Source organism: Streptomyces sp. NBC_01013 (genome assembly GCF_045162765.1).
In the GTDB taxonomy this organism is placed as follows: domain Bacteria; phylum Actinomycetota; class Actinomycetes; order Streptomycetales; family Streptomycetaceae; genus Streptomyces.
Genome location: NZ_CP108687.1, coordinates 3,329,696 through 3,355,359, shown reverse-complemented (window position 1 = coordinate 3,355,359; position 25,664 = coordinate 3,329,696). Strand labels below are relative to the sequence as shown.

Below are 25,664 nucleotides of genomic sequence, written 5' to 3'. Positions count from 1 at the left end.
CATGAAGATCAAGAAGGGCGACCTGGTTCAGGTCATCACCGGTAAGGACAAGGGCAAGCAGGGCAAGGTCATCGTTGCCTACCCTGCTCAGGACCGCGTCCTCGTCGAGGGTGTCAACCGGGTCAAGAAGCACACCAAGGCCGGTCAGACCGCTCGCGGTTCGCAGACCGGTGGCATTGTGACGACCGAGGCTCCCGTCCACGTCAGCAACGTGCAGCTGGTTGTTGAGAAGGACGGCAACAAGGTCGTTACTCGCGTCGGCTACCGCTTTGACGACGAGGGCAACAAGATCCGCGTTGCCAAGCGCACCGGTGAGGACATCTGATGACTACCACCACTGCGCCGCGTCTCAAGACGCGCTACCGCGAGGAAATCGCCGGCAAGCTGCGTGAGGAGTTCTCCTACGAGAACGTCATGCAGGTTCCCGGTCTGGTCAAGATCGTGGTCAACATGGGTGTGGGCGACGCCGCCCGCGACTCCAAGCTGATCGATGGCGCCGTGCGCGACCTCACCACGATCACCGGTCAGAAGCCGGCCGTCACCAAGGCCCGCAAGTCGATCGCGCAGTTCAAGCTGCGCGAGGGGCAGCCGATCGGCTGCCACGTCACCCTCCGTGGTGACCGCATGTGGGAGTTCCTGGACCGTACGCTGTCGCTCGCGCTGCCGCGTATCCGTGACTTCCGTGGCCTGTCGCCGAAGCAGTTCGACGGCCGTGGCAACTACACCTTCGGTCTCACGGAGCAGGTCATGTTCCACGAGATCGACCAGGACAAGATCGACCGGGTCCGGGGCATGGACATCACCGTGGTCACCACGGCGACCAATGACGACGAGGGTCGTGCCCTCCTTCGTCACCTCGGCTTCCCGTTCAAGGAGAACTGACCGTGGCGAAGAAGGCTCTGATCGCTAAGGCCGCCCGCAAGCCGAAGTTCGGCGTCCGGGGTTACACCCGGTGCCAGCGCTGCGGCCGGCCCCACTCCGTCTACCGCAAGTTCGGCCTGTGCCGCGTGTGCCTTCGTGAGATGGCTCACCGTGGCGAGCTGCCGGGCGTGACCAAGAGCTCCTGGTAATTCTCCTTCGCCCTTTGGGCGTTGGGAATCACCGGAGACTCTCGGTAAGCATCTGGTCGGCAGGAGCCCGTCCTCACATGCCGTAGGCTTGTGGGGTTGGGCGCCTGCCGCCCAAGACCGACTTACTACGCCGTAGGTCCCCGCACCGCACCCGTCCTGCCTCTGAGTAGGGAGAGGGATGGCGCATACAGGAAACCCCGGCGAGAGAGGCCGAAGGCCAACTCATGACCATGACTGATCCCATCGCAGACATGCTCACGCGTCTGCGTAACGCGAACTCGGCGTATCACGACGACGTCACGATGCCGCACAGCAAGATCAAGTCGCACATCGCGGAGATCCTCCAGCAGGAGGGCTTCATCACGGGCTGGAAGGTCGAGGACGCCGAGGTTGGCAAGAACCTCGTCCTCGAGCTGAAGTTCGGCCCGAACCGCGAGCGCTCGATCGCCGGCATCAAGCGAATCTCGAAGCCGGGTCTGCGTGTATACGCAAAGTCCACCAACCTGCCGAAGGTTCTCGGCGGCCTGGGCGTGGCGATCATCTCCACGTCCCACGGTCTCCTGACCGGCCAGCAGGCCAGCAAGAAGGGCGTAGGTGGGGAAGTCCTCGCCTACGTCTGGTAGTCGGGAACGGAGGAATAGCTCATGTCGCGAATCGGCAAGCTCCCCATCCAGGTTCCCGCCGGTGTGGACGTCACCATCGATGGCCGCACGGTCGCGGTGAAGGGGCCCAAGGGCACCCTCTCGCACACCGTTGCGTCGCCGATCGAGGTCACCAAGGGTGAGGACGGCGTCCTGAACGTCGCCCGCCCGAACGACGAGCGTCAGAACAAGGCCCTTCACGGCCTGTCCCGCACGCTGGTGGCGAACATGATCACCGGCGTGACCACGGGATACATCAAGGCGCTCGAGATCAGTGGTGTCGGTTACCGCGTCCAGGCGAAGGGCTCCAACCTGGAGTTCGCCCTGGGCTACAGCCACCCGATCCTGATCGAGGCCCCGGAGGGCATCACCTTCAAGGTGGAGTCCCCCACGAAGTTCACCGTCGAGGGCATCGACAAGCAGAAGGTCGGCGAGACCGCGGCCAAGATCCGCAAGCTGCGGAAGCCTGACCCGTACAAGGCCAAGGGCGTCAAGTACGCCGGCGAGGTCATCCGCCGCAAGGTCGGAAAGGCTGGTAAGTAGCGATGGCATACGGCGTAAAGATCGCCAAGGGCGACGCCTACAAGCGTGCAGCCCTCAAGCGTCGCCACATTCGCGTCCGCAAGCACATCTCCGGTTCGCCGGAGCGTCCGCGCTTGGTTGTGACGCGTTCGAACCGCCACATGGTGGCTCAGGTCATCGACGACATCGCGGGCCACACGCTCGCGTCGGCGTCGACCCTGGACGTCTCCATCCGTGGTGGCGAGGGCGACAAGAGCAGCCAGGCCAAGCAGGTCGGCGCCCTGGTCGCCGAGCGTGCCAAGGCCGCAGGCGTTGAGGCCGTCGTGTTTGACCGCGGTGGTAACCAGTACGCCGGGCGGATTGCCGCTCTGGCTGACGCCGCCCGTGAAGCCGGGCTGAAGTTCTAAGCCCCGGTTCCTACGCACAGCGGACGTAACAGAGAGAGGTAAATCCAATGGCTGGACCCCAGCGCCGCGGAAGCGGTGCCGGTGGCGGCGAGCGGCGGGACCGGAAGGGCCGTGACGGCGGCGCAGCTGCCGCCGAGAAGACCGCGTACGTCGAGCGCGTCGTCGCGATCAACCGTGTCGCCAAGGTTGTGAAGGGTGGTCGTCGCTTCAGCTTCACCGCGCTGGTCGTGGTGGGCGATGGTGACGGCACCGTCGGTGTCGGTTACGGCAAGGCCAAGGAAGTTCCCGCGGCCATTGCCAAGGGCGTGGAAGAAGCCAAGAAGAACTTCTTCAAGGTTCCGCGTATCCAGGGCACCATCCCTCACCCGATCCAGGGCGAGAAGGCTGCGGGCGTCGTTCTGCTCAAGCCTGCTTCCCCCGGTACCGGTGTTATCGCCGGTGGCCCGGTGCGCGCCGTTCTGGAGTGCGCCGGCGTTCACGACATCCTGTCGAAGTCGCTCGGTTCTTCGAACCCGATCAACATCGTGCACGCGACCGTGGCGGCCCTCCAGGGCCTGCAGCGTCCCGAGGAGATCGCGGCTCGCCGTGGTCTGCCCCTCGAGGACGTCGCCCCCGCGGCTCTGCTTCGTGCGCGTGCGGGAGCGGGTGCGTAATGGCCCGTCTCAAGATCACGCAGACGAAGTCGTACATCGGCAGCAAGCAGAACCACCGCGACACCCTGCGTTCGCTCGGGCTCAAGCGCCTGCACGACGTGGTTGTCAAGGAGGACCGCCCCGAGTTCCGCGGAATGGTTCACACCGTCCGCCACCTCGTGACGGTTGAGGAGGTCGACTGACATGGCGGAGAACAAGCCGCTGAAGGCGCATGACCTCCGGCCTGCCCCGGGTGCCAAGACCGCCAAGACCCGTGTGGGTCGTGGTGAGGCATCCAAGGGTAAGACCGCTGGTCGTGGTACCAAGGGCACCAAGGCCCGTTACCAGGTTCCGGAGCGCTTCGAGGGTGGCCAGATGCCCCTCCACATGCGTCTCCCGAAGCTCAAGGGCTTCAAGAACCCGTTCCGCACCGAGTACCAGGTCGTGAACCTGGACAAGCTCGCGACGCTCTACCCCGAGGGTGGAGAGGTCACGGTGGCCGACCTGGTCGCCAAGGGCGCTGTGCGTAACAACCACCTCGTCAAGGTCCTCGGACAGGGCGAGATCTCCGTGGCACTGCAGGTTTCGGTTGACGCCGTTTCCGGCTCCGCCAAGGAGAAGATTGCCGCTGCGGGCGGCACCGTCACCGAGCTCGTCTGAGACAACTCGGACCATTCGGTGGCCTGAACATCCGACCGGGGATGCCTCTCATATGGGGCATCCCCGGTTGGTCGTTCCTAGGGGGGCATGTACGCCGGTAAGGTGGCGTCCGTTGCTGTGGTAACCCCTGGATGTACGCGTCCGGGGGCCTTTGGCTCTTACTTATTCGTCGATCCTCAAGACCGTCACCTCTACGCATTGCGCGGGGGTCGCAGGAGGCACCGTGCTCACCGCGTTCGCCCGGGCGTTCAAGACGCCCGACCTGCGCAAGAAGCTGTTCTTCACGCTCGGCATCATCGTGCTCTACCGGCTCGGGGCGCACATCCCGGTGCCCGGAGTGAGCTACGAGAACGTCCAGACCTGTGTTGATCAGGCAAGCAAGGGCAACAACAGCCTCTTCGGCCTGGTGAACATGTTCAGCGGTGGTGCACTGCTGCAGATCACGATCTTCGCGCTCGGCATCATGCCGTACATCACGGCCAGCATCATTCTTCAGCTGCTGACCGTGGTGATTCCCCGACTCGAGGCACTCAAGAAGGAGGGGCAGTCCGGCCAGGCAAAGATCACGCAGTACACGCGTTATCTGACGGTCGCGCTCGCCATCCTCCAGGGCACCGGCCTGGTGGCCACGGCCACCAGCGGTGCGCTGTTCAGCGGCTGCCCGGTCGCCGACCAGATCGTCCCGAACCACTCGATCTTCACGACGATCGTCATGGTCGTCACGATGACCGCGGGTACCGCCGCCGTCATGTGGCTCGGTGAGCTCATCACCGACCGCGGCATCGGCAACGGCATGTCGATCCTGATGTTCATCTCGATCGCCGCCAGCTTCCCCGGCGCCCTGTGGGCCATCAAGGTCAGCGGCAAGCTCGCCGACGGCTGGATCGAGTTCGGCACCGTCATCCTGATCGGCTTCGTGATGGTGGGCCTCGTGGTCTTCGTCGAGCAGGCCCAGCGCCGTATCCCGGTGCAGTACGCGAAGCGCATGATCGGCCGGAAGTCCTACGGTGGTACGTCCACCTACATCCCGCTGAAGGTGAACCAGGCGGGTGTGATTCCCGTCATCTTCGCTTCTTCGCTGCTCTACATCCCGGCTCTGATCGTCCAGTTCTCCAACTCCACCGCGGGCTGGGCGACCTGGATCCAGGACCACTTCGTCAAGGGCACCCACCCGTACTACTTGACGACGTACTTCCTGTTGATCGTCTTCTTCGCCTTCTTCTATGTGGCGATCTCGTTCAACCCCGAGGAAGTCGCCGACAACATGAAGAAGTATGGTGGCTTCGTCCCGGGTATCCGGGCTGGTCGACCTACTGCCGAGTACCTGAGCTACGTGCTCAACAGGATCACTTGGCCGGGCTCGCTGTACCTGGGTCTGATCGCTCTTGTGCCAACGATGGCGTTGGCAGGCTTCGGCGGAGCCAACCAGAACTTCCCGTTCGGCGGGACGAGCATCCTCATCATCGTGGGTGTGGGTCTGGAGACCGTCAAGCAGATCGAGAGTCAGCTCCAGCAGCGCAATTACGAAGGGTTCCTCCGCTGATGCGAATCGTCCTCGTCGGCCCGCCGGGTGCCGGCAAGGGAACGCAGGCTGCGTACCTTGCCAAGAACCTGTCGATTCCGCACATCTCCACGGGCGACCTCTTCCGCGCCAACATCAGCCAGGGCACCGACCTTGGCAAGCAGGCCCGCGCCTACATGGACGCGGGGCAGCTGGTGCCGGACGAGGTCACGATCGGGATGGCCAAGGACCGCATGTCCCAGCCGGACGCGGTCAACGGCTTCCTGCTCGACGGCTTCCCGCGCAACGTGGGACAGGCCGAGGCCCTCGATGTGATGCTCAAGGACGAGGGCGTAAAGCTGGACGCGGTACTCGACCTCGAGGTTCCCGAGGACGAGGTCGTGAAGCGCATCGCCGGCCGCCGGGTCTGCCGCAACGAGAGCGCGCACGTGTTCCACGTGACGTACAACCCGCCGAAGACCGAGGGTGTCTGCGACACCTGCGGGGGCGAGCTGTACCAGCGCGACGACGACAGCGAAGAGACGGTCCGCACCCGGCTCGAGGTCTACCACACGCAGACCGAGCCGATCATCGACTACTACAGGGCACAGGACCTGGTGGTCACCATCTCCGCGCTCGGCAAGGTCACCGATGTGACCGAGCGGGCCATGGAGGCTCTGAAGTCCGACAAGGGCTGAGAGAGAACACCCGTAGTACGTGTTGTGCAGTCGGCCGCGGCGTCCTTGGGCGCCGCGGCCGACTGTTTGCGGCCGTATCGTGGATTAACGGCCCTGTCACCGTCTCCCCAGAAAGGCGCCGCGCAATGGTGCAGATCAAGACCCCCGAGCAGATCGCGAAGATGCGTGAGGCGGGGCTGGTGGTCGCCGCCATTCACGCCGCCACCCGCGAGGCCGCGGTGCCCGGCGCCACCACGCTGGACCTGGACCAGGTCGCCCGCAAGGTGATCGCCGACCACGGCGCGAAGTCGAACTTCCTCGGGTACGGCGGATTCCCCGCGACGATCTGTACCTCGGTGAACGAGGTCGTCGTCCACGGCATCCCGGACGACAAGACCGTCCTCAAGGACGGCGACATCATCTCCATCGACGCCGGCGCGATCATCGACGGCTGGCACGGCGACGCCGCGTACACCGCCTTCGTCGGTACCGGGCACGCTCCGGAGCTGATCGAGCTCTCCCGGGTGACCGAGGAGTCGATGTGGGCCGGCATCGCCGCGATGAAGGTGAACAACCGCCTCGTCGACATCTCGAAGGCGATCGAGTCCTACATCCGCCGCCAGCCCCGTCCCGCGACGGGCAAGTACGGCATCATCGAGGACTACGGCGGGCACGGCATCGGCACCGAGATGCACATGGACCCGCACCTGCTGAACTACGTCGCCCGCAAGCGCGGGAAGGGCATCAAGCTGGTGCCGGGCCTCTGCCTCGCCATCGAGCCGATGGTCTCCCTCGGCACGGCCCGCACCGAGGTGCTGGAGGACGAGTGGACCGTCATCACCACCGACGGCACCTGGTCCTCCCACTGGGAGCACTCCATCGCCCTCACGGAAGAGGGTCCGCTGGTCCTCACCGCTCCGGACTGCGGCCGCGAGAAGCTGGCGCAGTACGGCGTGGAGGCCGCACCCGACCCGCTGGGCTGATTGACGGCCATCGTGAGGTCTAAGGATCTCCCACGGTGGGCAAACTTGACGGATTCGTCTTTTGGAGTCCGCTGACGTAGACTGACTCGTCGGCTCTCGTGCATCCGTGTGTCCGCATACGAGTGACGGAAGTCGATCAAGGTAGCCGATTCGAAAGGCGAAGCGTGGCCAAGAAGCAAGGTGCCATCGAAATTGAGGGCACCGTGATCGAGTCCCTCCCGAACGCCATGTTCAAGGTGGAACTCCAGAACGGTCACAAGGTCCTCGCGCACATCTCCGGCAAGATGCGGATGCACTACATCCGTATCCTTCCGGACGACCGGGTCGTGGTGGAGCTCTCCCCGTACGACCTGACGCGTGGCCGGATCGTCTACCGCTACAAGTAGATCTTGCCCACATCTCGCTTCGGCGGGGTGCTGGCACTGACCCGGAGAACCTGACATCCCATGAAGGTCAAGCCGAGCGTCAAGAAGATCTGCGACAAGTGCAAGGTGATCCGCCGTCACGGTCGGGTCATGGTCATCTGCGACAACCTGCGCCACAAGCAGCGCCAGGGCTGACGCACGACCCCCTCGCATCTCGCAGTACTTCGCGCGACGCACGTAAACGTACATACGCAGTGCCCGTCCAAGCCACGGCTGACGACACCTCCGGCGGGGGCCGGGGACCCGGGCGTACCACCTCTCCCAGCGAGAGGTCGGCGGTCGGGAGTGGCGCTGCGGAAGACCCCCGACATAACAACTGGAGCCATTGAATGGCACGCGTTTCAGGTGTTGACATCCCGCGCGAAAAGCGCGTGGAGGTTGCCCTCACCTACGTCTTCGGCATCGGGCGCACCCGGTCCAAGGAGATCCTCGCCGCCGCAGGCGTGAACCCGAACACCCGCGTTCGTGACCTGGCCGAAGAGGACCTGGTCAAGATCCGCGAGTACGTGGACGCCAACCTCCGCACCGAGGGTGACCTTCGCCGCGAGATCCAGGGCGACATCCGCCGCAAGATCGAGATCGGCTGCTACCAGGGCATCCGTCACCGTCGCGGTCTGCCGGTCCACGGCCAGCGCACCAGCACGAACGCACGTACCCGCAAGGGCCCGCGTCGCGCGATCGCCGGTAAGAAGAAGCCGGGCAAGAAGTAGTCCTCAGCGGACGCACTGCGAGCGGCCGGTTCGCCGGACATTCGCAGCATCCAGCGGTCTTCGCTGTAGGACCGATCACCTCCCCTCTCCATCTGGAGTCAAGACATGCCCCCCAAGGGTCGTCAGGGCGCAGCCAAGAAGGTGCGTCGCAAGGAAAAGAAGAACGTCGCTCACGGCCACGCGCACATCAAGAGCACGTTCAACAACACCATCGTCTCGATCACGGACCCCTCGGGCAATGTGATCTCCTGGGCCTCCGCCGGCCACGTCGGCTTCAAGGGCTCGCGCAAGTCCACCCCCTTCGCCGCGCAGATGGCCGCCGAGTCGGCCGCCCGCCGCGCGCAGGAGCACGGCATGCGCAAGGTTGACGTCTTCGTGAAGGGTCCGGGCTCCGGCCGCGAGACCGCGATCCGCTCCCTGCAGGCCACGGGCCTGGAGGTCGGTTCGATCCAGGACGTCACCCCGACGCCGCACAACGGCTGCCGTCCGCCGAAGCGTCGCCGCGTCTGATCCGCCACGGCCGGTGACGGCCGTGCGTCAGTAGCGTGGGTACGGGCGGTATGCCCCCTACGGGGGTGTGCCGCCCGTATCCTTGTTTCATCTGTCGGGTGTCAAATAGTGGGCGCCCACGACTGAAGGATTCACACATGCTTATCGCTCAGCGTCCGTCGCTGACCGAAGAGGTCGTTGACGAGTTCCGCTCGCGGTTCGTCATCGAGCCGCTGGAGCCGGGCTTCGGCTACACGCTCGGCAACTCCCTGCGCCGCACGCTCCTCTCCTCGATCCCGGGTGCCGCTGTCACCAGCATCCGTATCGACGGTGTCCTGCACGAGTTCACCACCGTGCCGGGCGTCAAGGAGGACGTGACCGACCTCATCCTCAACATCAAGCAGCTGGTCGTCTCCTCGGAGCACGACGAGCCGGTCGTGATGTACCTGCGCAAGCAGGGTCCCGGCCTGGTCACCGCTGCTGACATCGCCCCGCCGGCCGGTGTCGAGGTCCACAACCCGGACCTCGTCCTGGCGACGCTGAACGGCAAGGGCAAGCTGGAGATGGAGCTGACCGTCGAGCGCGGTCGCGGCTACGTCTCCGCCGTCCAGAACAAGCAGGTCGGCCAGGAGATCGGCCGGATTCCGGTCGACTCCATCTACTCGCCGGTGCTCAAGGTCACGTACAAGGTCGAGGCGACCCGTGTCGAGCAGCGCACCGACTTCGACAAGCTGATCGTCGACGTCGAGACCAAGCAGGCCATGCGTCCCCGTGACGCCATGGCGTCGGCCGGTAAGACCCTGGTCGAGCTGTTCGGTCTGGCGCGCGAGCTCAACATCGACGCCGAGGGCATCGACATGGGCCCGTCGCCGACGGACGCCGCACTCGCTGCCGATCTGGCGCTGCCGATCGAGGAGCTGGAGCTCACGGTCCGCTCGTACAACTGCCTCAAGCGCGAGGGCATCCACTCGGTCGGCGAGCTCGTGGCCCGCTCCGAGGCGGACCTGCTCGACATCCGCAACTTCGGTGCGAAGTCGATCGACGAGGTCAAGGCGAAGCTGGCCGGTATGGGCCTGGCGCTGAAGGACTCGCCTCCCGGCTTCGACCCGACCGCGGCTGCGGACGCGTTCGGCGCGGACGACGACGCGGATGCCGGCTTCGTGGAGACCGAGCAGTACTGATCCGCCTCCGGCGGGGGTGCCCGGTTCGCCGGGTGCCCCGGTCCGGACGAGGACCTTGTCCTCAATGGCCGGACGGGCTTGATCTCGGGCTGAGGCCTGATGTCGGGTCCGGACGGCCCACGCACACTTCCGTGTGGCGACCGCCGCACGGGAACTGACACCGGTACCTGATACGGCCGGTGCAGCACACAAGGAGAAAACCATGCCTCAGCCCGCCAAGGGTGCCCGTCTGGGCGGCAGCGCTGCGCACGAGAAGCTTCTTCTCAACAACCTTGCGAAGTCGCTGTTCGAGCACGGCCGCATCACCACGACCGAGGCCAAGGCCCGCCGCCTGCGTCCGGTCGCCGAGCGTTTCATCACCAAGGCGAAGAAGGGCGACATCCACAACCGTCGCCTGGTGCTGCAGTCGATCACGGACAAGGGCATCGTGCACACGCTCTTCACCGAGATCGCCCCGCGGTACGAGAACCGCCCCGGTGGTTACACCCGCATCACCAAGATCGGCAACCGTCGTGGCGACAACGCCCCGATGGCCGTCATCGAGCTGGTCGAGGCCCTGACCGTGGCGCAGGCCGCGACCGGTGAGGCCGAGGCCGCCACGAAGCGTGCGGTCAAGGAAGACGCCCTCAAGAAGGACGAGACCCCGGTCGAGTCCGTCGAGGACGCCAAGCCGGCCGAGGCCGACGAGGAGTCCAAGGACGCCTGAGCGTTCTGAGACCTCTGGACGGGCCCGCATCACCCTTCGGGGCGGTGCGGGCCCGTTTCGCTGTGTACGGATCTTGAGAGGACCGCTGGTGTGAGTGACGTGGTGGAGCCCGGCTTTGTACGGGTGCGGCTGGACCTGGCCTATGACGGCAAGGACTTCTCGGGCTGGGCGAAGCAGACCGGCCGGCGGACCGTCCAGGGTGAGATCGAGGATGCGCTGAGGACCGTGACCCGCTCCTCGCGCACCTACGACCTGACCGTGGCGGGGCGTACCGACGCCGGTGTGCACGCCCGGGGCCAGGTCGCGCACGTGGACCTGCCCGCCGAGGTGTGGGCGGAACACGCGTCGATGCTGCTGCGGCGGATGGCCGGCCGGATGGCGCCCGACGTGCGGATCCGGCGGATCGAGGAGGCGCCGGACGGGTTCAACGCGCGCTTCTCCGCCCTGTGGCGCCGGTACGCGTACCGGGTGTCGGACGGGCCGGGCGGGGTCGATCCGCTGGTGCGCGGTCATGTGCTGTGGCATGACCGGGAGTTGGACCTCGACGCGATGAACGCGGCGGCGGCGCGCATGACCGGGGAGCACGACTTCGCCGCGTACTGCAAGAAGCGGGAGGGCGCGACGACCATCCGCACGCTGCAGAAGCTGAGTTGGGTCCGTGACGAGGCGTCCGGGATCATCACCGGGACCGTGCAGGCCGATGCCTTCTGCCACAACATGGTGCGGGCGCTGGTGGGGGCGATGCTGTTCGTGGGCGACGGGCGCCGCCCGTACCCGTGGCCGGCTGAGGTCCTCGCCGCCCGGGTGCGCGATCCCGGGGTGCACGTGGTGCGGCCGCACGGGCTGACGCTGGAGGAAGTCGCTTACCCAGCCGATGAGTTGCTTGCGGCCCGGGCGGTGGAGGCGCGTAACGTGCGCACCCTTCCGGGAGCCGGTTGCTGCTGACGGCCCGGCAGGGCGGGCGTCGTCAGGCCGTACGTCGACGGCGGTGCAGCGCGGCCGTGAGGGTGCCCGCCAGGTACAGTGCGGCGCCGCTCAGCAGCGAGGAGCGGAACCAGCCGATCCGCGGGCTCCACCAGGCGAAGACCGCTGCCGCGCCGACGACCACCAGGGCGGCCGCACGGGTCAGCCACCAGCGGCCCGTTCGCGGGGTGCCGTCGTGAGGGTCGGGCGGGTGGCTGCCCGTGCTCGCCGTCATCGTGTCGCGCATCCCCGCCAGGACGGAGCGGCGGGCCTGCACCCGGGCTCCGGGGATGTCGCCGAGGATCTCGGTGTCCCCGCCGAAGCCGGGCGGGACGGGCGGCAGACCGAGGGCGGTCACCAGCTCGGACTGATGGCGGACCGGGTCGCCGGTGGCGCGCAGGATGTGGGCCAGGGGCCGCGGGTCCGCCACCCGGTACAGACGGGCGAGGTCTCCGGCGACGGCCTGCACCTCGGCGTGGTCGGGGGCAGGGGACTCGGCGTCCCAGGTGTGCTTCGCGATCTGCCGGCCCTGGTGGAGAGCGGTGACGGTGCAGCGCTCGGGGGTGCGGTGCAGGATCAGGGCGGGCCAGCTCTCTCCGGTCGTGAAGGTCTCCGCCGCCGCGGTCAGAGGCTCCTCGGGGAGCAGCGCCGCGCGTCGGCCGCGGGCGGCCTCGGGGACCACCTCGACATAGCTGTAGCCCTCGCCCGCTGGGGCGGTACGCAGCGAGAAACCGCAGATCAGAGCCGCCTGGGCCACGACGGCCGGGGCTGCGGGGACGATCGCGAGCGCGCGCGGGGTGAGGGCCGCCCAGTCGGGGGCCGTCGCGGGCGGCTCCGGCGGGCGGCCGAAGAACGGGATCTGCGACGCGAGGTCGAGCCGGACGTCGGACCGGGCTTCGAGGAACTCGGTACGGGCGTCGCCGAGCCGGTTCCACGGGTACTCGGTGGCGTGGACTCCGATGGCCCGGAACACGTCGAGGGCTTCGGCCGGCCGGTCCGACATGATCAGCAGCAGGGCCAGTTCGTTGCGGAATCCGGCCGCCTCCCGGTCGCCCGCCCCGTCGTAGGTGTCGGAGAGGCTGAGCGCCCGGGTGATGGCCGCGTCGACCTTGGGCCCGTACGGGTCGGGGCCCTCGGGCTCGTCGGCCTCGGACAGCCGGTACTCCAGCGCCGCCTGGAGCGGCAACGCGTGCAGCCTGGAGCCCGGCGGGGCGGAGGCGGCCGCCCGTTCCGCGTACCGGAACATCTCCTCGTGCGAGCCGTACCACTTGGCGCACAGGTACTGCAGCGCCTGCGCGTGACACCCGAAGTGGTGCGGGTCGCGGGCCTCGGCCTCGGCGAGATACGCGTCGAAGACCTCGCGCGGGGCCTGCATGCCTCGGGCGTGGGTCAGCGCGATGCGCCAGGGGACGGGGTCGGCGGGGTTGAGTTCGGCCGCGGCGCCGATCGCCGGCACGGCGTCCTCCAGGAGGGCGAAGAAGGCCTGGAACTGGTCCCGTTCGACGTCCTTGGCGCGGGCGCTCGTGCGCACCTTCCACGCCTGGTGGAGATGGAGGTCGGCGACGACGAGAAGGGCGTCGGGGTCCTCGGGGGACTCCGCCACCCAGGTGTCCAGCCAGCCGTCGTGGTGCAGCGCGGTCCTGGCGAGCCGGCTCACGTACGCGTCCCTGCGCTCCCACTGGCCGTGCACCCGCGTCGAGGCCAGGAGCTCCGCCGCCGGGGCGTGGTCGCCGGCCGTCGCCGCGGTGAGGGCGGCGCGCAGCGGTGCGTCCGGCGGGTCCAGGGCCACGGCCTCGTCGGGCGCCAAGTCGGCGCCGACGGCGTCGCGGTGGCGCAGGATGCGCAGGAAGGAGACCAGGAAGACGAGACGCACAGCAGCGGTTCTCCGCATCCGGGAGAGGTGACTGAACGGAGGGGCGGACGGGTCAGGGGGCGGTGGCGGCGGCCGAGGCCTGGGCTTCGCCGCGCCGGCGGATCTGGCGGAAGGTGAAGTCCGTCAGGTCGTCGCCGACGGCGTACACGTTCTTGTCGGTCTTCGTCACGTTCTTGCCGTTGGTGAAGCCGCTTATCGCGAAGTAGGCATACCGGCCGTAGGAGTTGGCCGTGCGGCGGCAGACGGAACCGGCGCGGCAGAACGTCGGGACGCCGGAGCCGCTGAGCGAGGCGATGCCGCCGCTGGCCTGCTGGGCCGCCTTCTTCGCCCGGGCCTCCGTCTCGAACACCGCGAGGCCTATGGTCACGGCCACACCGCTACGGCTGTACGTGGCCCGGATGACCTGGTCGCAGCCGTTGTTCGTGAGGATCGCGCCCAGCGCGCCCTGGGTGGTCGTGGCGCACTTCGTGGTGTGGTGCGTCGCGCCCTTGAAGTAGACGCGGTCGCCCATCGTCAGCTTCTTCCCGGGGAAGAAGGCGTCGACGGTGACGGGCGCCCGGTCCTTCTTCACGTCGGATATGTAGTCCTTGGGGTCCGGCGGCGGCAGCGGGGCCACCGACGAGAACGACGGCTCCGGCTGTGCCGTCTCGCTCGGCAGATCGGTCGCCGAGGGCAGCTGGCTCGCGTTCTTCCCGGACGAGCCGTCGGGGTCGTCCTTGTTGGTCGAGATGACCGCCGTCGCCACGATCGCCGCGACCGCCGCGGTGGCCAGCGCACCCCCGCCGATCATCAGCCACTTCTTGCGCCTGGCGCGTGCCGCCGATGCCTCTGCCAGCGCCGCCCAGTCCGGAGTACCGGTGTCCCCTGGCCCCCAGGAGGGCCCCCCTTGCCCAAAGCTCATGCGCCGAATCCTAGACGGAACCTAAACCGGTTGGGCCAGGGCTTCGCGGGCCGTGACAATGCTGTGCATGGGACATCTTGAAGCAGGCCATCTCGAGTACTACCTACCGGACGGGCGGGTGCTGCTCGGCGATGCTTCGTTCCGCGTGGCGGACGGCGCCGTGGTCGCCCTCGTCGGGGCGAACGGTGCCGGCAAGACCACGCTGCTGCGGCTGCTCGCCGGGGAGCTCCAGCCGCACGGCGGTTCGGTCTCGGTGAGTGGCGGGCTCGGCGTGATGCAGCAGTTCGTCGGCTCGGTGCGTGACGAGCGCACGGTGCGCGACCTGCTCGTGTCCGTCGCCCAGCCCCGCATCCGCGAAGCCGCCGGCGCCGTCGACCGGGCCGAGGAGCTGATCCTCACCACCGACGACGAGGCCGCGCAGATGGCGTACGCGCAGGCGCTGAGCGACTGGGCGGAGGTGCGCGGGTACGAGGCCGAGACGGTCTGGGACATGTGCACCATGGCGGCGCTCGGTGTCCCGTACGAGAAGGCGCAGTGGCGCGAGGTGCGCACACTGTCCGGTGGTGAGCAGAAGCGGCTGGTGCTGGAGGCGCTGCTGCGGGGGCCGGACGAGGTGCTGCTCCTCGACGAGCCGGACAACTACCTGGATGTCCCCGGCAAGCGGTGGCTGGAGGAGAAGCTGAGGGAGACCCGTAAGACGGTCCTGTTCGTCTCCCACGACCGGGAGCTGCTCTCCCGGGCCGCGGAGAAGATCGTCAGCGTGGAGCCCAGCCCGGCGGGCAGTGACGTCTGGGTGCACGGTGGCGGATTCGCCACGTACCACCAGGCCCGCAAGGAGCGGTTCGCGCGCTTCGAGGAACTGCTGCGCCGCTGGGAGGAGGAGCACGCCCGGCTGAAGGCCCTCGTCCTGCGGATGCGGCAGCAGGCGGCGAACAGCCCGGACATGGCAAACCGCTACCACGCGATGCAGACCCGCTTCAAGAAGTTCGAGGACGCCGGACCGCCCCCGGAGCCGCCGCGCGAGCAGGACATCAAGATGCGGCTGCGCGGCGGTCGGACCGGGGTGCGGGCGGTGACCTGCACGAACCTGGAGCTGACCGGTCTGATGAAGCCGTTCGACCTGGAGATCTACTACGGGGAACGGGTCGCCGTCCTCGGCTCCAACGGGTCGGGCAAGTCGCACTTCCTGCGGCTTCTGGCGGGCGAGCCGGTGGCGCACACGGGGGAGTGGAAGCTCGGGGCGAGGGTGGTGCCCGGACACTTCGCGCAGACCCACGCCCATCCGGAGCTGCTGGGCAAGACGCTCGTCGAGATCCTGTGGACGGAGCAGGCCAAGGACCGGGGCGGCGCCATGTCCGTCCTGCGCCGCTACGAGCTGGAGCGGCAGGGCGACCAGCCGTTCGAGAAGCTGTCCGGCGGCCAGCAGGCCCGCTTCCAGATCCTGCTCCTGGAGCTGGCCGGCACGACCGCGCTGCTGCTGGACGAGCCGACCGACAACCTGGACCTGGAGTCGGCCGAGGCGCTCCAGGACGGCCTTGAGGTGTACGACGGGACGGTGATGGCCGTCACGCACGACCGGTGGTTCGCGAAGTCCTTCGACCGGTACCTGGTGTTCGGCTCGGACGGTTTCGTACGGGAGACGACGGAGCCGGTGTGGGACGAGCGGCGGGTGGAACGAGCGCGGTAGCGGGGGGACCCCGCGGGGTGCGGGTCCCTGCGGGTGCGCCGTTGTCCGGGGTCCGGGGTGCGGGTTGCTCCGCGGGGTGCGCCGCTGTCCGGGGCTCGGGGTTCCGTCCTCAATCGCCGGACGGGCTTGAGTGCGGGGTCCCCGCGGGGTGCGCCACGTCGGGTGGGTGGGGGTGGTGCCCCTCCGGGCAGACTCCTCAAAAATGGCGTGTGCACCCGGTCACGTGGGGGACCCGGGTCGTACGCCATTTCTTGCGGGGACTGCCCTGCACGGCCCCACCCTGCATCACTCGCGTGTGCACACCGGCCGTACGACTGCCGCAGACGCAGGGCGGCCGGTCCGGGGCCGTGCAGGGGAGTCCCCGCAGGACGACGAACATCGACCCGGGTCCGCTGCGTACCCGCGGAACGTTCGTCGTTCGAGGAGACGCCCCGGAGGGGCCACGGACCCCCACCACCGGGCCGAAGCGCCCCTGCGGGGCACCCGCACCACACCAAGCCCGTCCGGCGATTGAGGACAGAACCCCCGCCCCGGACCGGGGCAAGGTCAGAACCCCGCCGCCGCCCGCCCAAGGGCCCCGTTTTGACCCGTCCGGGGCGGGGCGGGTACTGTCGGGGATTGTTATACGTATTGGCTTCGTCGTTCTCACGCGAAGGGCCCTTACGTAGGTTCCCTGGAGCAGTTACCAGTGGCTCGCATACGGGCAGCGTCCCCGGCATTGTGAGCCCCAGCTGCATGATCGCTTCAGAGGTGCCGTGTGTCTGGACCCCATCCACTGAAGAAGCGAAGGCTACGAAGTGCGTACGTACAGCCCCAAGCCCGGCGATGTCACTCGCCAGTGGCACATCATTGACGCCGAGGACATCGTCCTGGGCCGTCTGGCCACGACGGCTGCGAACCTCCTCCGAGGCAAGCACAAGGCGATTTACGCCCCCCACATGGACATGGGCGACTTCGTCATCATCATCAACGCGGACAAGGTTCACCTGTCCGGCAACAAGAAGACCCAGAAGATGGCGTACCGCCACTCCGGGTTCCCGGGCGGTCTTCGTTCGGTTCGTTACGACGAGCTGCTCGCGAAGAACCCCGAGAAGGCCGTCGAGAAGGCCATCAAGGGCATGATCCCCAAGAACACCCTGGGCCGTCAGATGATCTCGAAGCTGAAGGTCTACGCGGGCGACCAGCACCCGCACGCTGCGCAGCAGCCGGTCCCGTACGAGATCACCCAGGTCGCGCAGTAGTTCCGGCCTCCCCCCAAAGACGTAAAGAAAGATCTGAGGAGAATCGTGGCCGAGACCACTGCAGAGACGCCCGTCGAGGGCACCGAGGTCAACGAGGGCGAAGAGACCTTCGCCGAGGTGACCACCTTCGAGTCGGAGGTCCCCGTCGAGGGTGAGTACACCTCCGAGTCGCTCGCGGGCCGCTTCGGCGACCCGCAGCCGGCGGCCGGCCTGGGCCGTCGCAAGAACGCCATCGCCCGCGTCCGGATCGTTCCGGGCACCGGCAAGTGGAAGATCAACGGTCGCACCCTTGAGGACTACTTCCCCAACAAGGTGCACCAGCAGGAAGTCAACGAGCCCTTCAAGGTGCTCGAGCTCGACGGCCGCTACGACGTCATCGCCCGCATCTCGGGTGGCGGCGTCTCCGGTCAGGCCGGCGCCCTGCGCCTCGGTGTGGCCCGCTCGCTGAACGAGGCGGACGTGGACAACAACCGCGCCACGCTGAAGAAGGCCGGCTTCCTCTGCCGTGACGACCGTGCGGTCGAGCGCAAGAAGGCCGGTCTCAAGAAGGCCCGTAAGGCCCCGCAGTACAGCAAGCGCTAAACCGCCTGCTCAACCGCGTTACACGTTCGCCCCGGCGGCACACCTCGTGCTGCCGGGGCGTTCGTTTATTGACAGCCTCGGGCATATAACGGCATAAGGCGTTCATAGGCTTGTTGCTGACTTAGTCTGACATTTTTGCGTTTCGGAGCACCTTCGGAGGACACCAGTGGGACGACTCTTCGGCACGGACGGCGTGCGCGGCGTCGCCAATGCGGACCTGACGGCCGAGCTCGCGCTCGGTCTCTCGGTCGCGGCGGCGCACGTACTGGCCGAGGCAGGGACCTTCGAGGGTCATCGGCCGACGGCCGTCGTCGGCCGCGATCCCCGGGCCTCCGGAGAGTTCCTGGAGGCCGCCGTGGTGGCCGGTCTCGCCAGCGCGGGCGTCGACGTCCTGCGCGTCGGCGTGCTGCCGACCCCGGCCGTGGCCTACCTCACCGGTGCCCTGGGCGCCGACATCGGCGTGATGCTCTCCGCCAGCCACAACGCCATGCCGGACAACGGTGTCAAGTTCTTCGCCCGCGGCGGCCACAAGCTCGCCGACGAGCTGGAGGACCGCATCGAGACGGTCTACGAGCAGCACCGCACCGGCGAGCCGTGGGCCCGCCCCACCGGTGCCGGCGTCGGACGGGTCAGCGACTACGTCGAGGGCTTCGACCGTTACGTCGCCCACCTCATCGGGGTCCTGCCCAACCGGCTCGACGGCCTGAAGGTCGTCCTGGACGAGGCACACGGCGCCGCCGCCCACGTCTCGCCCGAGGCCTTCGCGCGCGCCGGGGCCGAGGTCGTCACGATCGGTGCCGAGCCGGACGGCCTGAACATCAACGACGGCTGCGGCTCCACGCACCTGGCACTGCTCCGCGCCGCCGTCGTCGAGCACGGCGCCGACCTCGGCATCGCGCACGACGGCGACGCCGACCGCTGCCTGGCCGTGGACGGAGACGGTGAGGAGATCGACGGCGACCAGATCCTGGCCGTGCTGGCCCTCGCCATGCGCGAGGCCGGACAGCTGCGCAAGGACACCGTGGTCGGCACCGTGATGTCGAACCTCGGCTTCAAGATCGCCATGGAGCGCGAGGGCATCCAGCTCGTCCAGACGGCCGTCGGTGACCGCTACGTCCTGGAGTCGATGAAGGCCGAGGGCTACGCCCTGGGCGGCGAGCAGTCCGGACACGTCATCGTCCTGGACCACGCCACGACCGGCGACGGCACGCTGACCGGCCTGATGCTGGCGGCCCGGGTCGCCGCCACCGGACGTACGCTCGCCGACCTGGCCGGTGTGATGCAGCGCCTTCCGCAGGTCCTCGTCAACGTGCCGGACGTCGACAAGTCCCGCGTGGGCACCTCCCCGGAGCTGGCCGCGGCCGTCGCCGAGGCCGAGCGCGAACTCGGCGCCACCGGCCGCGTGCTGCTGCGCCAGTCGGGCACGGAGCCGCTGGTACGGGTCATGGTCGAGGCGGCCGACATCGAGCAGGCGCGCGCGGTGGCCGGACGGCTGGCCGACGTGGTGAAGTCCGCGCTGGGCTGACCTGCCCGTCCGCGACTTTCGGGAGGACCCGGCCCCAGGGCCGGGTCCTCCCGCGTTCTGGGGCCGGTGCTCGTGGTCGTCCCGCCCCGGCGCCGGGTGCCGATCCGTCGACATGGCCGTTCCGTCACTGGTTGGCGGGTACGTGGACGGGCTCCGGCCACCGGTCGCTCTACGCGTCCGCCGGCCTGCTCGGCTTCGTGTGGGCCCGCTGGTGGTGGCGGGTCGTGCGCCACAGGGCCTTCTGCGCCAGCAGGGTGAGCGTTCCCGCGAGCACGATGCCGCCGAGGTTCGCCAGCAGCTGCTGGATGGAGCCCGTCATCTGGGCGTAGTCGCTGTAGCTGAACGCCACCGCCGCGTTCGCCGCGGCGGGCACGGTCGTCACCGAGATCGCGACACCGATCAGGGCGCCGGACTTCGCCGAGGTCAGGGACAGCGTCCCGGCGATCCCCGCGAGGAACGCCACCACGAACGACATCCAGTCCGGCTGCCAGACGAAGGCCGTGTTGGGCCGGTCCGCCTCGACCATCGCCTTGTCGAACAGGCCGAAGGCGTCCATGAGCCAGGCGAAGCCGGCCGTCAGCGCCATGGCTGCCGCGAAGCCACCGATCAGTGCCCACAGCGACCGCCCCACCAGGCGCGGGGCGCGCTGCACCAGAGCCGTGGAGATGCCGGCCAGCGGCCCGAACTCCGGTCCCACGGCCATCGCTCCCACGATCAGGATCGCGTTGTCGAGCATCACACCGCAGGCGGCCAGCATCGTCGCGACGGAGAGGAACGCCACGTACGTGGCGCTGAACGTGGAGTCGTCGTGCGTGGCCTCCACGAGCTCTTCCCACAGCACCGCGTCGGCGCCCTCACCCGGTGCGTCCTCTTCGGCCCGGTCGGCGCGCGCGGAGAGGGTGAGATCCATGTTCTCGACGGTGATGGCGCCGTACGTGTCGACCCCGAGCCGCCGCAGCGCCGCGATCAGCTCGTCGCCGGCCTCGCGCGCCACGTCGCACAGCACCATGTCGCCGACCGGATCACGTGCCACCCCCGGCAGCACCACGAGATGGGTGGTGCCGACGGTCCGCTCCAGCAGGCCCGTCACCTCGTCCGTACGGTCGGCGGGGACGAGCAGGCGCAGATGCAGCACAACGCTCCTCGGGGTGGCTCGGGCGGATCAGAGCTTGCGCAGGGACAGCCGCTGGACCTTGTGGTCGGGGCCCTTGCGGAGCACCAGGGTGGCACGGCCCCGGGTCGGCGCCACGTTCTCCACCAGATTGGGCTTGTTGATGGTCCGCCACATCGTCGCCGCGTACTCCATCGCCTCCGCCTCGGAGACCTGCGTGTACTTGCGGAAGTACGAGGACGGGTCCTGGAACGCCGTGGCACGCAGCTTGCGGAAACGGTTGAGGTACCAGGTCTCGATGTCCTCGGGCCGCGCGTCCACGTACACACTGAAGTCGAAGTAGTCCGCGAGCCCGACCCGGGTGCGGCCGTCCTTGCCGGGGAGTGCGGGCTGCAGCACGTTCAGTCCCTCGACGATGAGGACGTCCGGACGTCGTACGGTGAGCCGCTCGCCCGGCACGATGTCGTAGATCAGGTGCGAGTAGACGGGGGCCGTCACCTCGTCCTTGCCCGCCTTGATGTCGGCGACGAAGCGGGTCAGGGCGCGCCGGTCGTACGACTCCGGGAAGCCCTTGCGCGACATCAGGCCGCGCGCGTGGAGCTCCTTCATCGGCAGCAGGAACCCGTCCGTGGTCACCAGCTCCACCCGGGGGTGCTCCGGCCAGCGGGCCAGCAGTGCCTGGAGGATACGGGCGCTCGTGGACTTGCCCACCGCGACACTGCCCGCGACCCCTATGACGAACGGGGTCCCGCGCTGCGCCCCGTGGCCGTTCCCCGCATCCCCGAGGAAGGTGTTCAGGGCGCCGCGCAGCCCGGAGGTGGCCTGGACGTACAGGTTGAGGAGGCGGGAGAGCGGCAGGTAGACGTCGCGCACCTCGTCGAGGTCGATGACGTCACCGAGCCCGCGCAGCCGCTCCACCTCGTCGGCGGTCAGCGGCAGCGGAGTCCTGTCGCGCAGCGCGCTCCACTCCGCCCGGGAGAGGTCGACGTACGGCGTCGCGGCGGCCTCGGCGCGCCGGTTCGTGCTCCGTGCAGGCGAAGTGATCACGGGTTCATTGTTGCGGGAGTTCGACGGGAGTTCGAACGGAGTGGGGGGTGGGCTCGGTCACGTGGGGGCGGGGTTCGGCCGAATACGGGCGACGGAAGCGGGGCTGCGGCGTGGCACATCGCCGCAGCCGAATAAATTCCTAATGTCCTATTTATGCTACGAACTCATTCTGTGCCGCGTCGCCCGCGCCGCGTTCCGGCCCTGACCGGAGCGATGGCCCTGACGGCAGCGGTCATGGCGGTCTCACTGTTCCCCGGCGCCGTGCCCGCCACGGGCAGCAGTGCCGCAGCCGTGTCGCCCGTACTGGTGGACGAGTCCTTCACCGGGGCGACCGCGGACAGCGACTTCACGGCGGTGGGGCCGGCCTGCCTGACGGGGGCCGCGTCCGAGCAGCCGCCCGTGGGGAACACGGCGCATCCGCTGGGCGGATGCTCCGACGGGGCGGTGGGGCCCGTGCCGCCGCGCAACGGGGCGCCCTACGGATACCTCCAGCTGACGGACGCCGGTAACGACCGGTCTTCGGCAGTGATCCACAACAAGGCGCTGCCCGCGAACGAAGGGCTGGAAGTCTCCTTCGACCAATGGCAGTACGGCGGGCAGCCGGTCGCGCACCCGGCGGACGGCATCTCGTTCTTCCTGGTGGACGGGGCATCCGAGCTGTCCGGCCCCGGAGCGTTCGGCGGCAGCCTCGGCTACGCGCAGAAGCTGCCGGACGACGACCCCGGCCGGGATTTCCTGCCGGGCGTGGACCACGGCTACCTGGGCGTCGGCATGGACGTCCTGGGGAACTACTTCGGTGACTGGGAGCACCGCGGCAACGGCTGCGCGCAACGGTCTCCCGCCGGTACCGGATTCCGGGTGCCGGGACCGGGGAGCAACATGGTGACCGTGCGGGGGCCCGGGGACGGCACCGAGGGCTACTGCTTCCTGGCCGCCACCACCAGCAACCTGACGACGACGGGGCCCTGGCCGTCCACCCTGCCCGGCACTCTGCACGGGCCGACCACCGCCGCGGACCTTCCTGCGGGGACGACACCCCTCGCGGCTCAGCAGATCCTCGAGGCTTCACGCCGCACCGTGACGGTACGCGTGACTCCCGCCCCCGACCCGATGCTGACGGTCCTCGTCGACTTCCACGACGGGCAGGGCGCCCAGCAGGTCCTGGAGACGGCCGCACCCCAGCCGGTCCCCGCCACGTACAAATTCGGCTTCGCCGCGTCGACGGGCGGCTTCACCGACGTCCACCTCATCCGCACGCTCTCGGCGCGCTCGCTGAAGCCCCTGCCGCAGCTCAACCTCGTGAAGCAGGTCAGCATCGCGGATCCGCTGCCGGAGGTGATCGTGCCGGGGACACGGGTGCCGTACGAGTTCGTGGTGACGAACGCGGGGGGCACCGAGCTCACCGACGTCACCGTCGACGACCCCACCGTCGGACCGGTGACCTGCCCCCACACCACCTTGGCCGTCGGGGCGACGATGACCTGCACGGCGTCGTACACCGTCACCGGTCGCGATGCCGGGCGGGGCTACATCTCCAACACCGCGGAGGCGCTCGGCAGGAGCGGTGACGAGAGTGTCGTCTCCCCGCCGTCGCGTGTGCATCTGCCCCTGGGCGGCAAGGTCGGTCTGACCCTCGACAAGCAGGTGGACGACTCCCGGCCGTACGAGGTCGGGGACGAGGTGGAATACAGCTATGTGGTCGGCAACGTCACCGGCAACCCGGTCGAGGGGCTACGGATCCACGACGACCTCGTCGACGGCGTGACCTGCGAGTCCACCACGCTGGCCGAGCAGGGGACGCCGGGCGACAGCACCACCTGCACGGGCACCTACGTGGTGGACGAGGACGACGTGGAGCGGGGGAGCGTGCTGAACCACGCGGTCGCGACGGGCAATGGCGGTGCCGTGAAGTCTCCGCCCGACGAAGCGACCGTCCAGGTCACTGCGTCGACCCCCACCCCGACGTCGACCCCCACCCCGACGCCCACGCACACGCACAGCCCCAGGCCCACTCACAGTCCCACCCGCACGCACAGCCCCAGGCCCACCCACAGTCCCACCCGCACGCACAGCCCCAGGCCCACCCACAGTCCCACCCGCACGCACAGCCCCACCCCCGGGCCGACGCACACGGCTTCGTGGCCTGCGCCGACGTCCAGCGACCACGGCCACCACGGCGGCGAATTGTCGGAGACCGGGGCGCCGATGCTCCTCCCCCTCGGCATCGCCGCAGGGGCCGCGGCCGCGGGCGGTGCGCTGATCCTGGTGCGACGCCGGCCGAAGGCCGGGACGCACGGGCCGGAGAAGCGGCGCTCGCACTGAGCCCTGCCGCTTGACGGAGAAGGCCGGTCCGGCGCCCATGGCGCTTGACCGGCCTTCTCTTCGTCGTACTGGCCAGGGCCGTTCGTCCGGATCAGGCCGGACCTCGCGAGCCCGGCATGATCCGAACGAGCGTGTCCTAGTCCGTGCCGGACTCCATCGCGGCGCGGTCCAGCATCTCGTCGGCCTCGGAGACCTCGCCGCGGGAGGCGATGGCCTGGGCGCCGCCTTCGGGCAGGGAGCCGATCAGGCCGGTCGCGGCGGCCTGGGCCGCACCGATGGCCGGGTTGGCGGTGCCGATCAGACCGAGACCCGCGTACTGCTCCAGCTTGGCGCGGGAGTCGGCGATGTCGAGGTTGCGCATGGTGAGCTGGCCGATCCGGTCGACCGGGCCGAACGCGGAGTCCTCGGTGCGCTCCATGGACAGCTTGTCCGGGTGGTAGCTGAACGCCGGGCCCGTGGTGTCGAGGATCGAGTAGTCCTCGCCGCGCCGCAGCCGCAGTGTCACCTCGCCGGTGACGGCGGTGCCGACCCAGCGCTGAATCGACTCGCGCACCATGAGCGCCTGCGGGTCCAGCCAGCGGCCCTCGTACATCAGCCGGCCCAGGCGCCGGCCCTCGTTGTGGTACTGGGCGAGGGTGTCCTCGTTGTGGATCGCGTTGACCAGGCGCTCGTACGCGGCGTGCAGCAGGGCCATGCCGGGGGCCTCGTAGATGCCGCGGCTCTTGGCCTCGATGATCCGGTTCTCGATCTGGTCCGACATGCCCATGCCGTGACGGCCACCGATGGTGTTCGCCTTCATCACCAGGTCGACGGAGGAGTCGAACTTCTCACCGTTGAACGTCACCGGGCGGCCCTGATCGAAGCCGATCGTGACGTCCTCGGTCTCGATCTCGACCGAGGGGTCCCAGAACTTCACGCCCATGATCGGGTCGACGGTCTCCACACCGGTGTTCAGGTGCTCCAGGGTCTTCGCCTCGTGGGTGGCGCCCCAGATGTTGGCGTCGGTGGAGTACGCCTTCTCCGTGCTGTCGCGGTAGGGCAGGTCATGGGCGACCAGCCACTCCGACATCTCCTTGCGGCCGCCGAGCTCGGTCACGAAGTCCGCGTCCAGCCAGGGCTTGTAGATCCGCAGGTGCGGGTTGGCGAGCAGACCGTAGCGGTAGAACCGCTCGATGTCGTTGCCCTTGTACGTGGAGCCGTCGCCCCAGATCTGGACGTCGTCCTCAAGCATCGCCCGCACCAGGAGCGTGCCGGTGACGGCGCGGCCGAGCGGCGTGGTGTTGAAGTACGCCCGCCCGCCCGAGCGGATGTGGAACGCCCCGCAGGTGAGCGCGGCCAGCCCCTCCTCGACGAGCGCCGCGCGGCAGTCGACCAGACGCGCGAGCTCGGCGCCGTAGGCCTTGGCGCGGCCGGGCACGGAGGCGATGTCGGGCTCGTCGTACTGACCGATGTCGGCGGTGTAGGTGCACGGCACTGCGCCCTTGTCGCGCATCCACGCGACCGCGACCGAGGTGTCGAGGCCGCCCGAGAAGGCGATGCCGACGCGCTCGCCGGTGGGCAGGGAGGTGAGGACCTTAGACATAGGAAGATTATGCATCATCTCGCATGATCATGCAACGTGAGCGGACTCCGGGCTTCCGGGCCCCGGGGAATCCCACCCCGTACGGCGCGATGAGGGGACGGAAGGGCTCGTCGGTGGGTTGAAGGTGCTGGATACGTGCCGGCGCACGGCGAGGCGACGGCGTGACGGGCCGGGCGCCGCCGGCCCCGGACGCGGCTCGCGGCACGAGCCACGAGCCCGCTCGCAC

Annotated in this window: 29 protein-coding genes; 24 read left to right on the top strand and 5 right to left on the bottom strand. The window is 68.6% G+C overall.

Annotated elements, in window-relative coordinates:
- Window position 1: 1 nt before the first annotated feature.
- From rplX to truA, 19 genes are all read left to right on the top strand, one after another.
- The gene (gene rplX / locus OG538_RS14290; protein ID WP_018550616.1) at window positions 2-325 is read left to right on the top strand and encodes a 50S ribosomal protein L24; all 324 of its coding nucleotides are present in this window, start codon (window positions 2-4) and stop codon (window positions 323-325) included.
- Window positions 325-882 carry a 50S ribosomal protein L5 gene (gene rplE, locus OG538_RS14285; protein WP_014047789.1) on the top strand — a complete coding sequence of 186 codons (558 nt, stop codon included), beginning with the start codon at window positions 325-327 and terminating at the stop codon, window positions 880-882. The genes rplX and rplE overlap by 1 nt, the downstream gene beginning before the upstream one ends.
- Before the next feature lie 2 nt (window positions 883-884).
- Complete coding sequence (locus OG538_RS14280) at window positions 885-1,070, top strand: type Z 30S ribosomal protein S14 (RefSeq protein ID WP_003948630.1); 186 nt, start codon at window positions 885-887, stop codon at window positions 1,068-1,070.
- Window positions 1,071-1,294: 224 nt separating this feature from the next.
- Window positions 1,295-1,693, top strand: coding sequence for a 30S ribosomal protein S8 (gene rpsH, locus OG538_RS14275; protein WP_018519291.1), 399 nt, complete (start codon window positions 1,295-1,297; stop codon window positions 1,691-1,693).
- Window positions 1,694-1,714: 21 nt separating this feature from the next.
- A complete protein-coding gene (rplF, locus tag OG538_RS14270; RefSeq protein WP_148020235.1) occupies window positions 1,715-2,254 on the top strand; it encodes a 50S ribosomal protein L6 in 540 nt (179 codons plus the stop codon).
- A 2-nt stretch (window positions 2,255-2,256) separates the two neighbouring features.
- A complete protein-coding gene (rplR, locus tag OG538_RS14265) occupies window positions 2,257-2,640 on the top strand; it encodes a 50S ribosomal protein L18 (protein WP_018550612.1) in 384 nt (127 codons plus the stop codon).
- 47 nt (window positions 2,641-2,687) lie between these two features.
- Window positions 2,688-3,293, top strand: coding sequence for a 30S ribosomal protein S5 (gene rpsE / locus OG538_RS14260; protein ID WP_018101216.1), 606 nt, complete (start codon window positions 2,688-2,690; stop codon window positions 3,291-3,293).
- Window positions 3,293-3,475: a 50S ribosomal protein L30 gene (gene rpmD, locus OG538_RS14255; protein ID WP_018550611.1), complete on the top strand. Its 183-nt coding sequence runs from the start codon at window positions 3,293-3,295 to the stop codon at window positions 3,473-3,475. The genes rpsE and rpmD overlap by 1 nt, the downstream gene beginning before the upstream one ends.
- Before the next feature lies 1 nt (window position 3,476).
- Window positions 3,477-3,932, top strand: a complete 456-nt coding sequence (rplO, locus tag OG538_RS14250) for a 50S ribosomal protein L15 (protein WP_018550610.1) — start codon at window positions 3,477-3,479, stop codon at window positions 3,930-3,932.
- Between the two features lie 223 nt (window positions 3,933-4,155).
- The gene (gene secY, locus OG538_RS14245) at window positions 4,156-5,475 is read left to right on the top strand and encodes a preprotein translocase subunit SecY (protein WP_406093620.1); all 1,320 of its coding nucleotides are present in this window, start codon (window positions 4,156-4,158) and stop codon (window positions 5,473-5,475) included.
- Window positions 5,475-6,131: an adenylate kinase gene (locus OG538_RS14240; RefSeq protein WP_406093618.1), complete on the top strand. Its 657-nt coding sequence runs from the start codon at window positions 5,475-5,477 to the stop codon at window positions 6,129-6,131. The genes secY and OG538_RS14240 overlap by 1 nt, the downstream gene beginning before the upstream one ends.
- A gap of 125 nt (window positions 6,132-6,256) precedes the next feature.
- Window positions 6,257-7,093, top strand: a complete 837-nt coding sequence (gene map, locus OG538_RS14235) for a type I methionyl aminopeptidase (protein WP_406093616.1) — start codon at window positions 6,257-6,259, stop codon at window positions 7,091-7,093.
- Between the two features lie 164 nt (window positions 7,094-7,257).
- Window positions 7,258-7,479, top strand: a complete 222-nt coding sequence (gene infA, locus OG538_RS14230; protein ID WP_003956442.1) for a translation initiation factor IF-1 — start codon at window positions 7,258-7,260, stop codon at window positions 7,477-7,479.
- A gap of 60 nt (window positions 7,480-7,539) precedes the next feature.
- Window positions 7,540-7,653, top strand: a complete 114-nt coding sequence (rpmJ, locus tag OG538_RS14225; RefSeq protein ID WP_003956441.1) for a 50S ribosomal protein L36 — start codon at window positions 7,540-7,542, stop codon at window positions 7,651-7,653.
- A gap of 194 nt (window positions 7,654-7,847) precedes the next feature.
- On the top strand, window positions 7,848-8,228 hold the full coding sequence (gene rpsM, locus OG538_RS14220; protein ID WP_014154579.1) for a 30S ribosomal protein S13: 381 nt from the start codon (window positions 7,848-7,850) through the stop codon (window positions 8,226-8,228).
- A gap of 105 nt (window positions 8,229-8,333) precedes the next feature.
- Complete coding sequence (rpsK, locus tag OG538_RS14215) at window positions 8,334-8,738, top strand: 30S ribosomal protein S11 (RefSeq protein WP_003956432.1); 405 nt, start codon at window positions 8,334-8,336, stop codon at window positions 8,736-8,738.
- Window positions 8,739-8,875: 137 nt separating this feature from the next.
- Window positions 8,876-9,898 carry a DNA-directed RNA polymerase subunit alpha gene (locus OG538_RS14210; protein WP_003966937.1) on the top strand — a complete coding sequence of 341 codons (1,023 nt, stop codon included), beginning with the start codon at window positions 8,876-8,878 and terminating at the stop codon, window positions 9,896-9,898.
- A 202-nt stretch (window positions 9,899-10,100) separates the two neighbouring features.
- Window positions 10,101-10,604, top strand: coding sequence for a 50S ribosomal protein L17 (rplQ, locus tag OG538_RS14205; RefSeq protein ID WP_136328425.1), 504 nt, complete (start codon window positions 10,101-10,103; stop codon window positions 10,602-10,604).
- A gap of 90 nt (window positions 10,605-10,694) precedes the next feature.
- A complete protein-coding gene (gene truA / locus OG538_RS14200) occupies window positions 10,695-11,549 on the top strand; it encodes a tRNA pseudouridine(38-40) synthase TruA (RefSeq protein ID WP_406093613.1) in 855 nt (284 codons plus the stop codon).
- A gap of 22 nt (window positions 11,550-11,571) precedes the next feature.
- Here the strand turns inward: truA and OG538_RS14195 are convergent, their stop codons facing one another.
- Together OG538_RS14195 and OG538_RS14190 are read right to left on the bottom strand one after the other, a co-directional pair.
- On the bottom strand, window positions 11,572-13,440 hold the full coding sequence (locus OG538_RS14195) for a hypothetical protein (RefSeq protein ID WP_406093611.1): 1,869 nt from the start codon (window positions 13,438-13,440) through the stop codon (window positions 11,572-11,574).
- 52 nt (window positions 13,441-13,492) lie between these two features.
- Window positions 13,493-14,341: a hypothetical protein gene (locus tag OG538_RS14190; RefSeq protein WP_406093609.1), complete on the bottom strand. Its 849-nt coding sequence runs from the start codon at window positions 14,339-14,341 to the stop codon at window positions 13,493-13,495.
- A gap of 67 nt (window positions 14,342-14,408) precedes the next feature.
- Here OG538_RS14190 and OG538_RS14185 point away from each other — a divergent pair, with 67 nt between their 5' ends.
- The 4 genes from OG538_RS14185 to glmM all read left to right on the top strand — a co-directional run bounded on the left by OG538_RS14185 (window position 14,409) and on the right by glmM (window position 19,376).
- On the top strand, window positions 14,409-16,028 hold the full coding sequence (locus tag OG538_RS14185) for an ABC-F family ATP-binding cassette domain-containing protein (RefSeq protein WP_406093607.1): 1,620 nt from the start codon (window positions 14,409-14,411) through the stop codon (window positions 16,026-16,028).
- Window positions 16,029-16,825: 797 nt separating this feature from the next.
- Window positions 16,826-17,269, top strand: a complete 444-nt coding sequence (rplM, locus tag OG538_RS14180) for a 50S ribosomal protein L13 (RefSeq protein WP_266781688.1) — start codon at window positions 16,826-16,828, stop codon at window positions 17,267-17,269.
- Between the two features lie 45 nt (window positions 17,270-17,314).
- Entirely contained in the window at window positions 17,315-17,851 is a 537-nt protein-coding gene (gene rpsI, locus OG538_RS14175) for a 30S ribosomal protein S9 (protein ID WP_406093605.1), read from the top strand.
- A 166-nt stretch (window positions 17,852-18,017) separates the two neighbouring features.
- The gene (gene glmM / locus OG538_RS14170; protein WP_406093603.1) at window positions 18,018-19,376 is read left to right on the top strand and encodes a phosphoglucosamine mutase; all 1,359 of its coding nucleotides are present in this window, start codon (window positions 18,018-18,020) and stop codon (window positions 19,374-19,376) included.
- A 169-nt stretch (window positions 19,377-19,545) separates the two neighbouring features.
- Here glmM and OG538_RS14165 read toward each other — a convergent pair whose 3' ends face one another.
- A complete protein-coding gene (locus tag OG538_RS14165; RefSeq protein ID WP_406093601.1) occupies window positions 19,546-20,511 on the bottom strand; it encodes a DUF389 domain-containing protein in 966 nt (321 codons plus the stop codon).
- Window positions 20,512-20,538: 27 nt separating this feature from the next.
- The gene (coaA, locus tag OG538_RS14160) at window positions 20,539-21,534 is read right to left on the bottom strand and encodes a type I pantothenate kinase (RefSeq protein ID WP_406093599.1); all 996 of its coding nucleotides are present in this window, start codon (window positions 21,532-21,534) and stop codon (window positions 20,539-20,541) included.
- A 171-nt stretch (window positions 21,535-21,705) separates the two neighbouring features.
- On the opposite strand from coaA, the gene OG538_RS14155 reads away from it, so the two are divergent.
- On the top strand, window positions 21,706-23,856 hold the full coding sequence (locus OG538_RS14155) for a hypothetical protein (RefSeq protein ID WP_406093597.1): 2,151 nt from the start codon (window positions 21,706-21,708) through the stop codon (window positions 23,854-23,856).
- A 136-nt stretch (window positions 23,857-23,992) separates the two neighbouring features.
- On the opposite strand, the gene argG is transcribed toward OG538_RS14155, so the two are convergent.
- The gene (gene argG / locus OG538_RS14150) at window positions 23,993-25,438 is read right to left on the bottom strand and encodes an argininosuccinate synthase (protein ID WP_406093595.1); all 1,446 of its coding nucleotides are present in this window, start codon (window positions 25,436-25,438) and stop codon (window positions 23,993-23,995) included.
- Between the last annotated feature and the right edge of the window lie 226 nt (window positions 25,439-25,664).

Excerpts from the sequence above, each read along its gene's own strand:
- rplX (WP_018550616.1), top strand. The coding sequence starts at position 2 with ATGAAGATCAAGAAGGGCGACCTGGTTCAGGTCATCACCGGTAAGGAC.
- rplE (WP_014047789.1), top strand. The coding sequence starts at position 325 with ATGACTACCACCACTGCGCCGCGTCTCAAGACGCGCTACCGCGAGGAA.
- rpsH (WP_018519291.1), top strand. The coding sequence starts at position 1,295 with ATGACCATGACTGATCCCATCGCAGACATGCTCACGCGTCTGCGTAAC.
- rplF (WP_148020235.1), top strand. The coding sequence starts at position 1,715 with ATGTCGCGAATCGGCAAGCTCCCCATCCAGGTTCCCGCCGGTGTGGAC.
- rplR (WP_018550612.1), top strand. The coding sequence starts at position 2,257 with ATGGCATACGGCGTAAAGATCGCCAAGGGCGACGCCTACAAGCGTGCA.
- rpsE (WP_018101216.1), top strand. The coding sequence starts at position 2,688 with ATGGCTGGACCCCAGCGCCGCGGAAGCGGTGCCGGTGGCGGCGAGCGG.
- rpmD (WP_018550611.1), top strand. The coding sequence starts at position 3,293 with ATGGCCCGTCTCAAGATCACGCAGACGAAGTCGTACATCGGCAGCAAG.
- rplO (WP_018550610.1), top strand. The coding sequence starts at position 3,477 with ATGGCGGAGAACAAGCCGCTGAAGGCGCATGACCTCCGGCCTGCCCCG.
- OG538_RS14240 (WP_406093618.1), top strand. The coding sequence starts at position 5,475 with ATGCGAATCGTCCTCGTCGGCCCGCCGGGTGCCGGCAAGGGAACGCAG.
- map (WP_406093616.1), top strand. The coding sequence starts at position 6,257 with ATGGTGCAGATCAAGACCCCCGAGCAGATCGCGAAGATGCGTGAGGCG.
- rpmJ (WP_003956441.1), top strand. The coding sequence starts at position 7,540 with ATGAAGGTCAAGCCGAGCGTCAAGAAGATCTGCGACAAGTGCAAGGTG.
- rpsM (WP_014154579.1), top strand. The coding sequence starts at position 7,848 with ATGGCACGCGTTTCAGGTGTTGACATCCCGCGCGAAAAGCGCGTGGAG.
- rpsK (WP_003956432.1), top strand. The coding sequence starts at position 8,334 with ATGCCCCCCAAGGGTCGTCAGGGCGCAGCCAAGAAGGTGCGTCGCAAG.
- OG538_RS14210 (WP_003966937.1), top strand. The coding sequence starts at position 8,876 with ATGCTTATCGCTCAGCGTCCGTCGCTGACCGAAGAGGTCGTTGACGAG.
- rplQ (WP_136328425.1), top strand. The coding sequence starts at position 10,101 with ATGCCTCAGCCCGCCAAGGGTGCCCGTCTGGGCGGCAGCGCTGCGCAC.
- OG538_RS14190 (WP_406093609.1), bottom strand. The coding sequence starts at position 14,341 with ATGAGCTTTGGGCAAGGGGGGCCCTCCTGGGGGCCAGGGGACACCGGT.
- OG538_RS14185 (WP_406093607.1), top strand. The coding sequence starts at position 14,409 with ATGGGACATCTTGAAGCAGGCCATCTCGAGTACTACCTACCGGACGGG.
- argG (WP_406093595.1), bottom strand. The coding sequence starts at position 25,438 with ATGTCTAAGGTCCTCACCTCCCTGCCCACCGGCGAGCGCGTCGGCATC.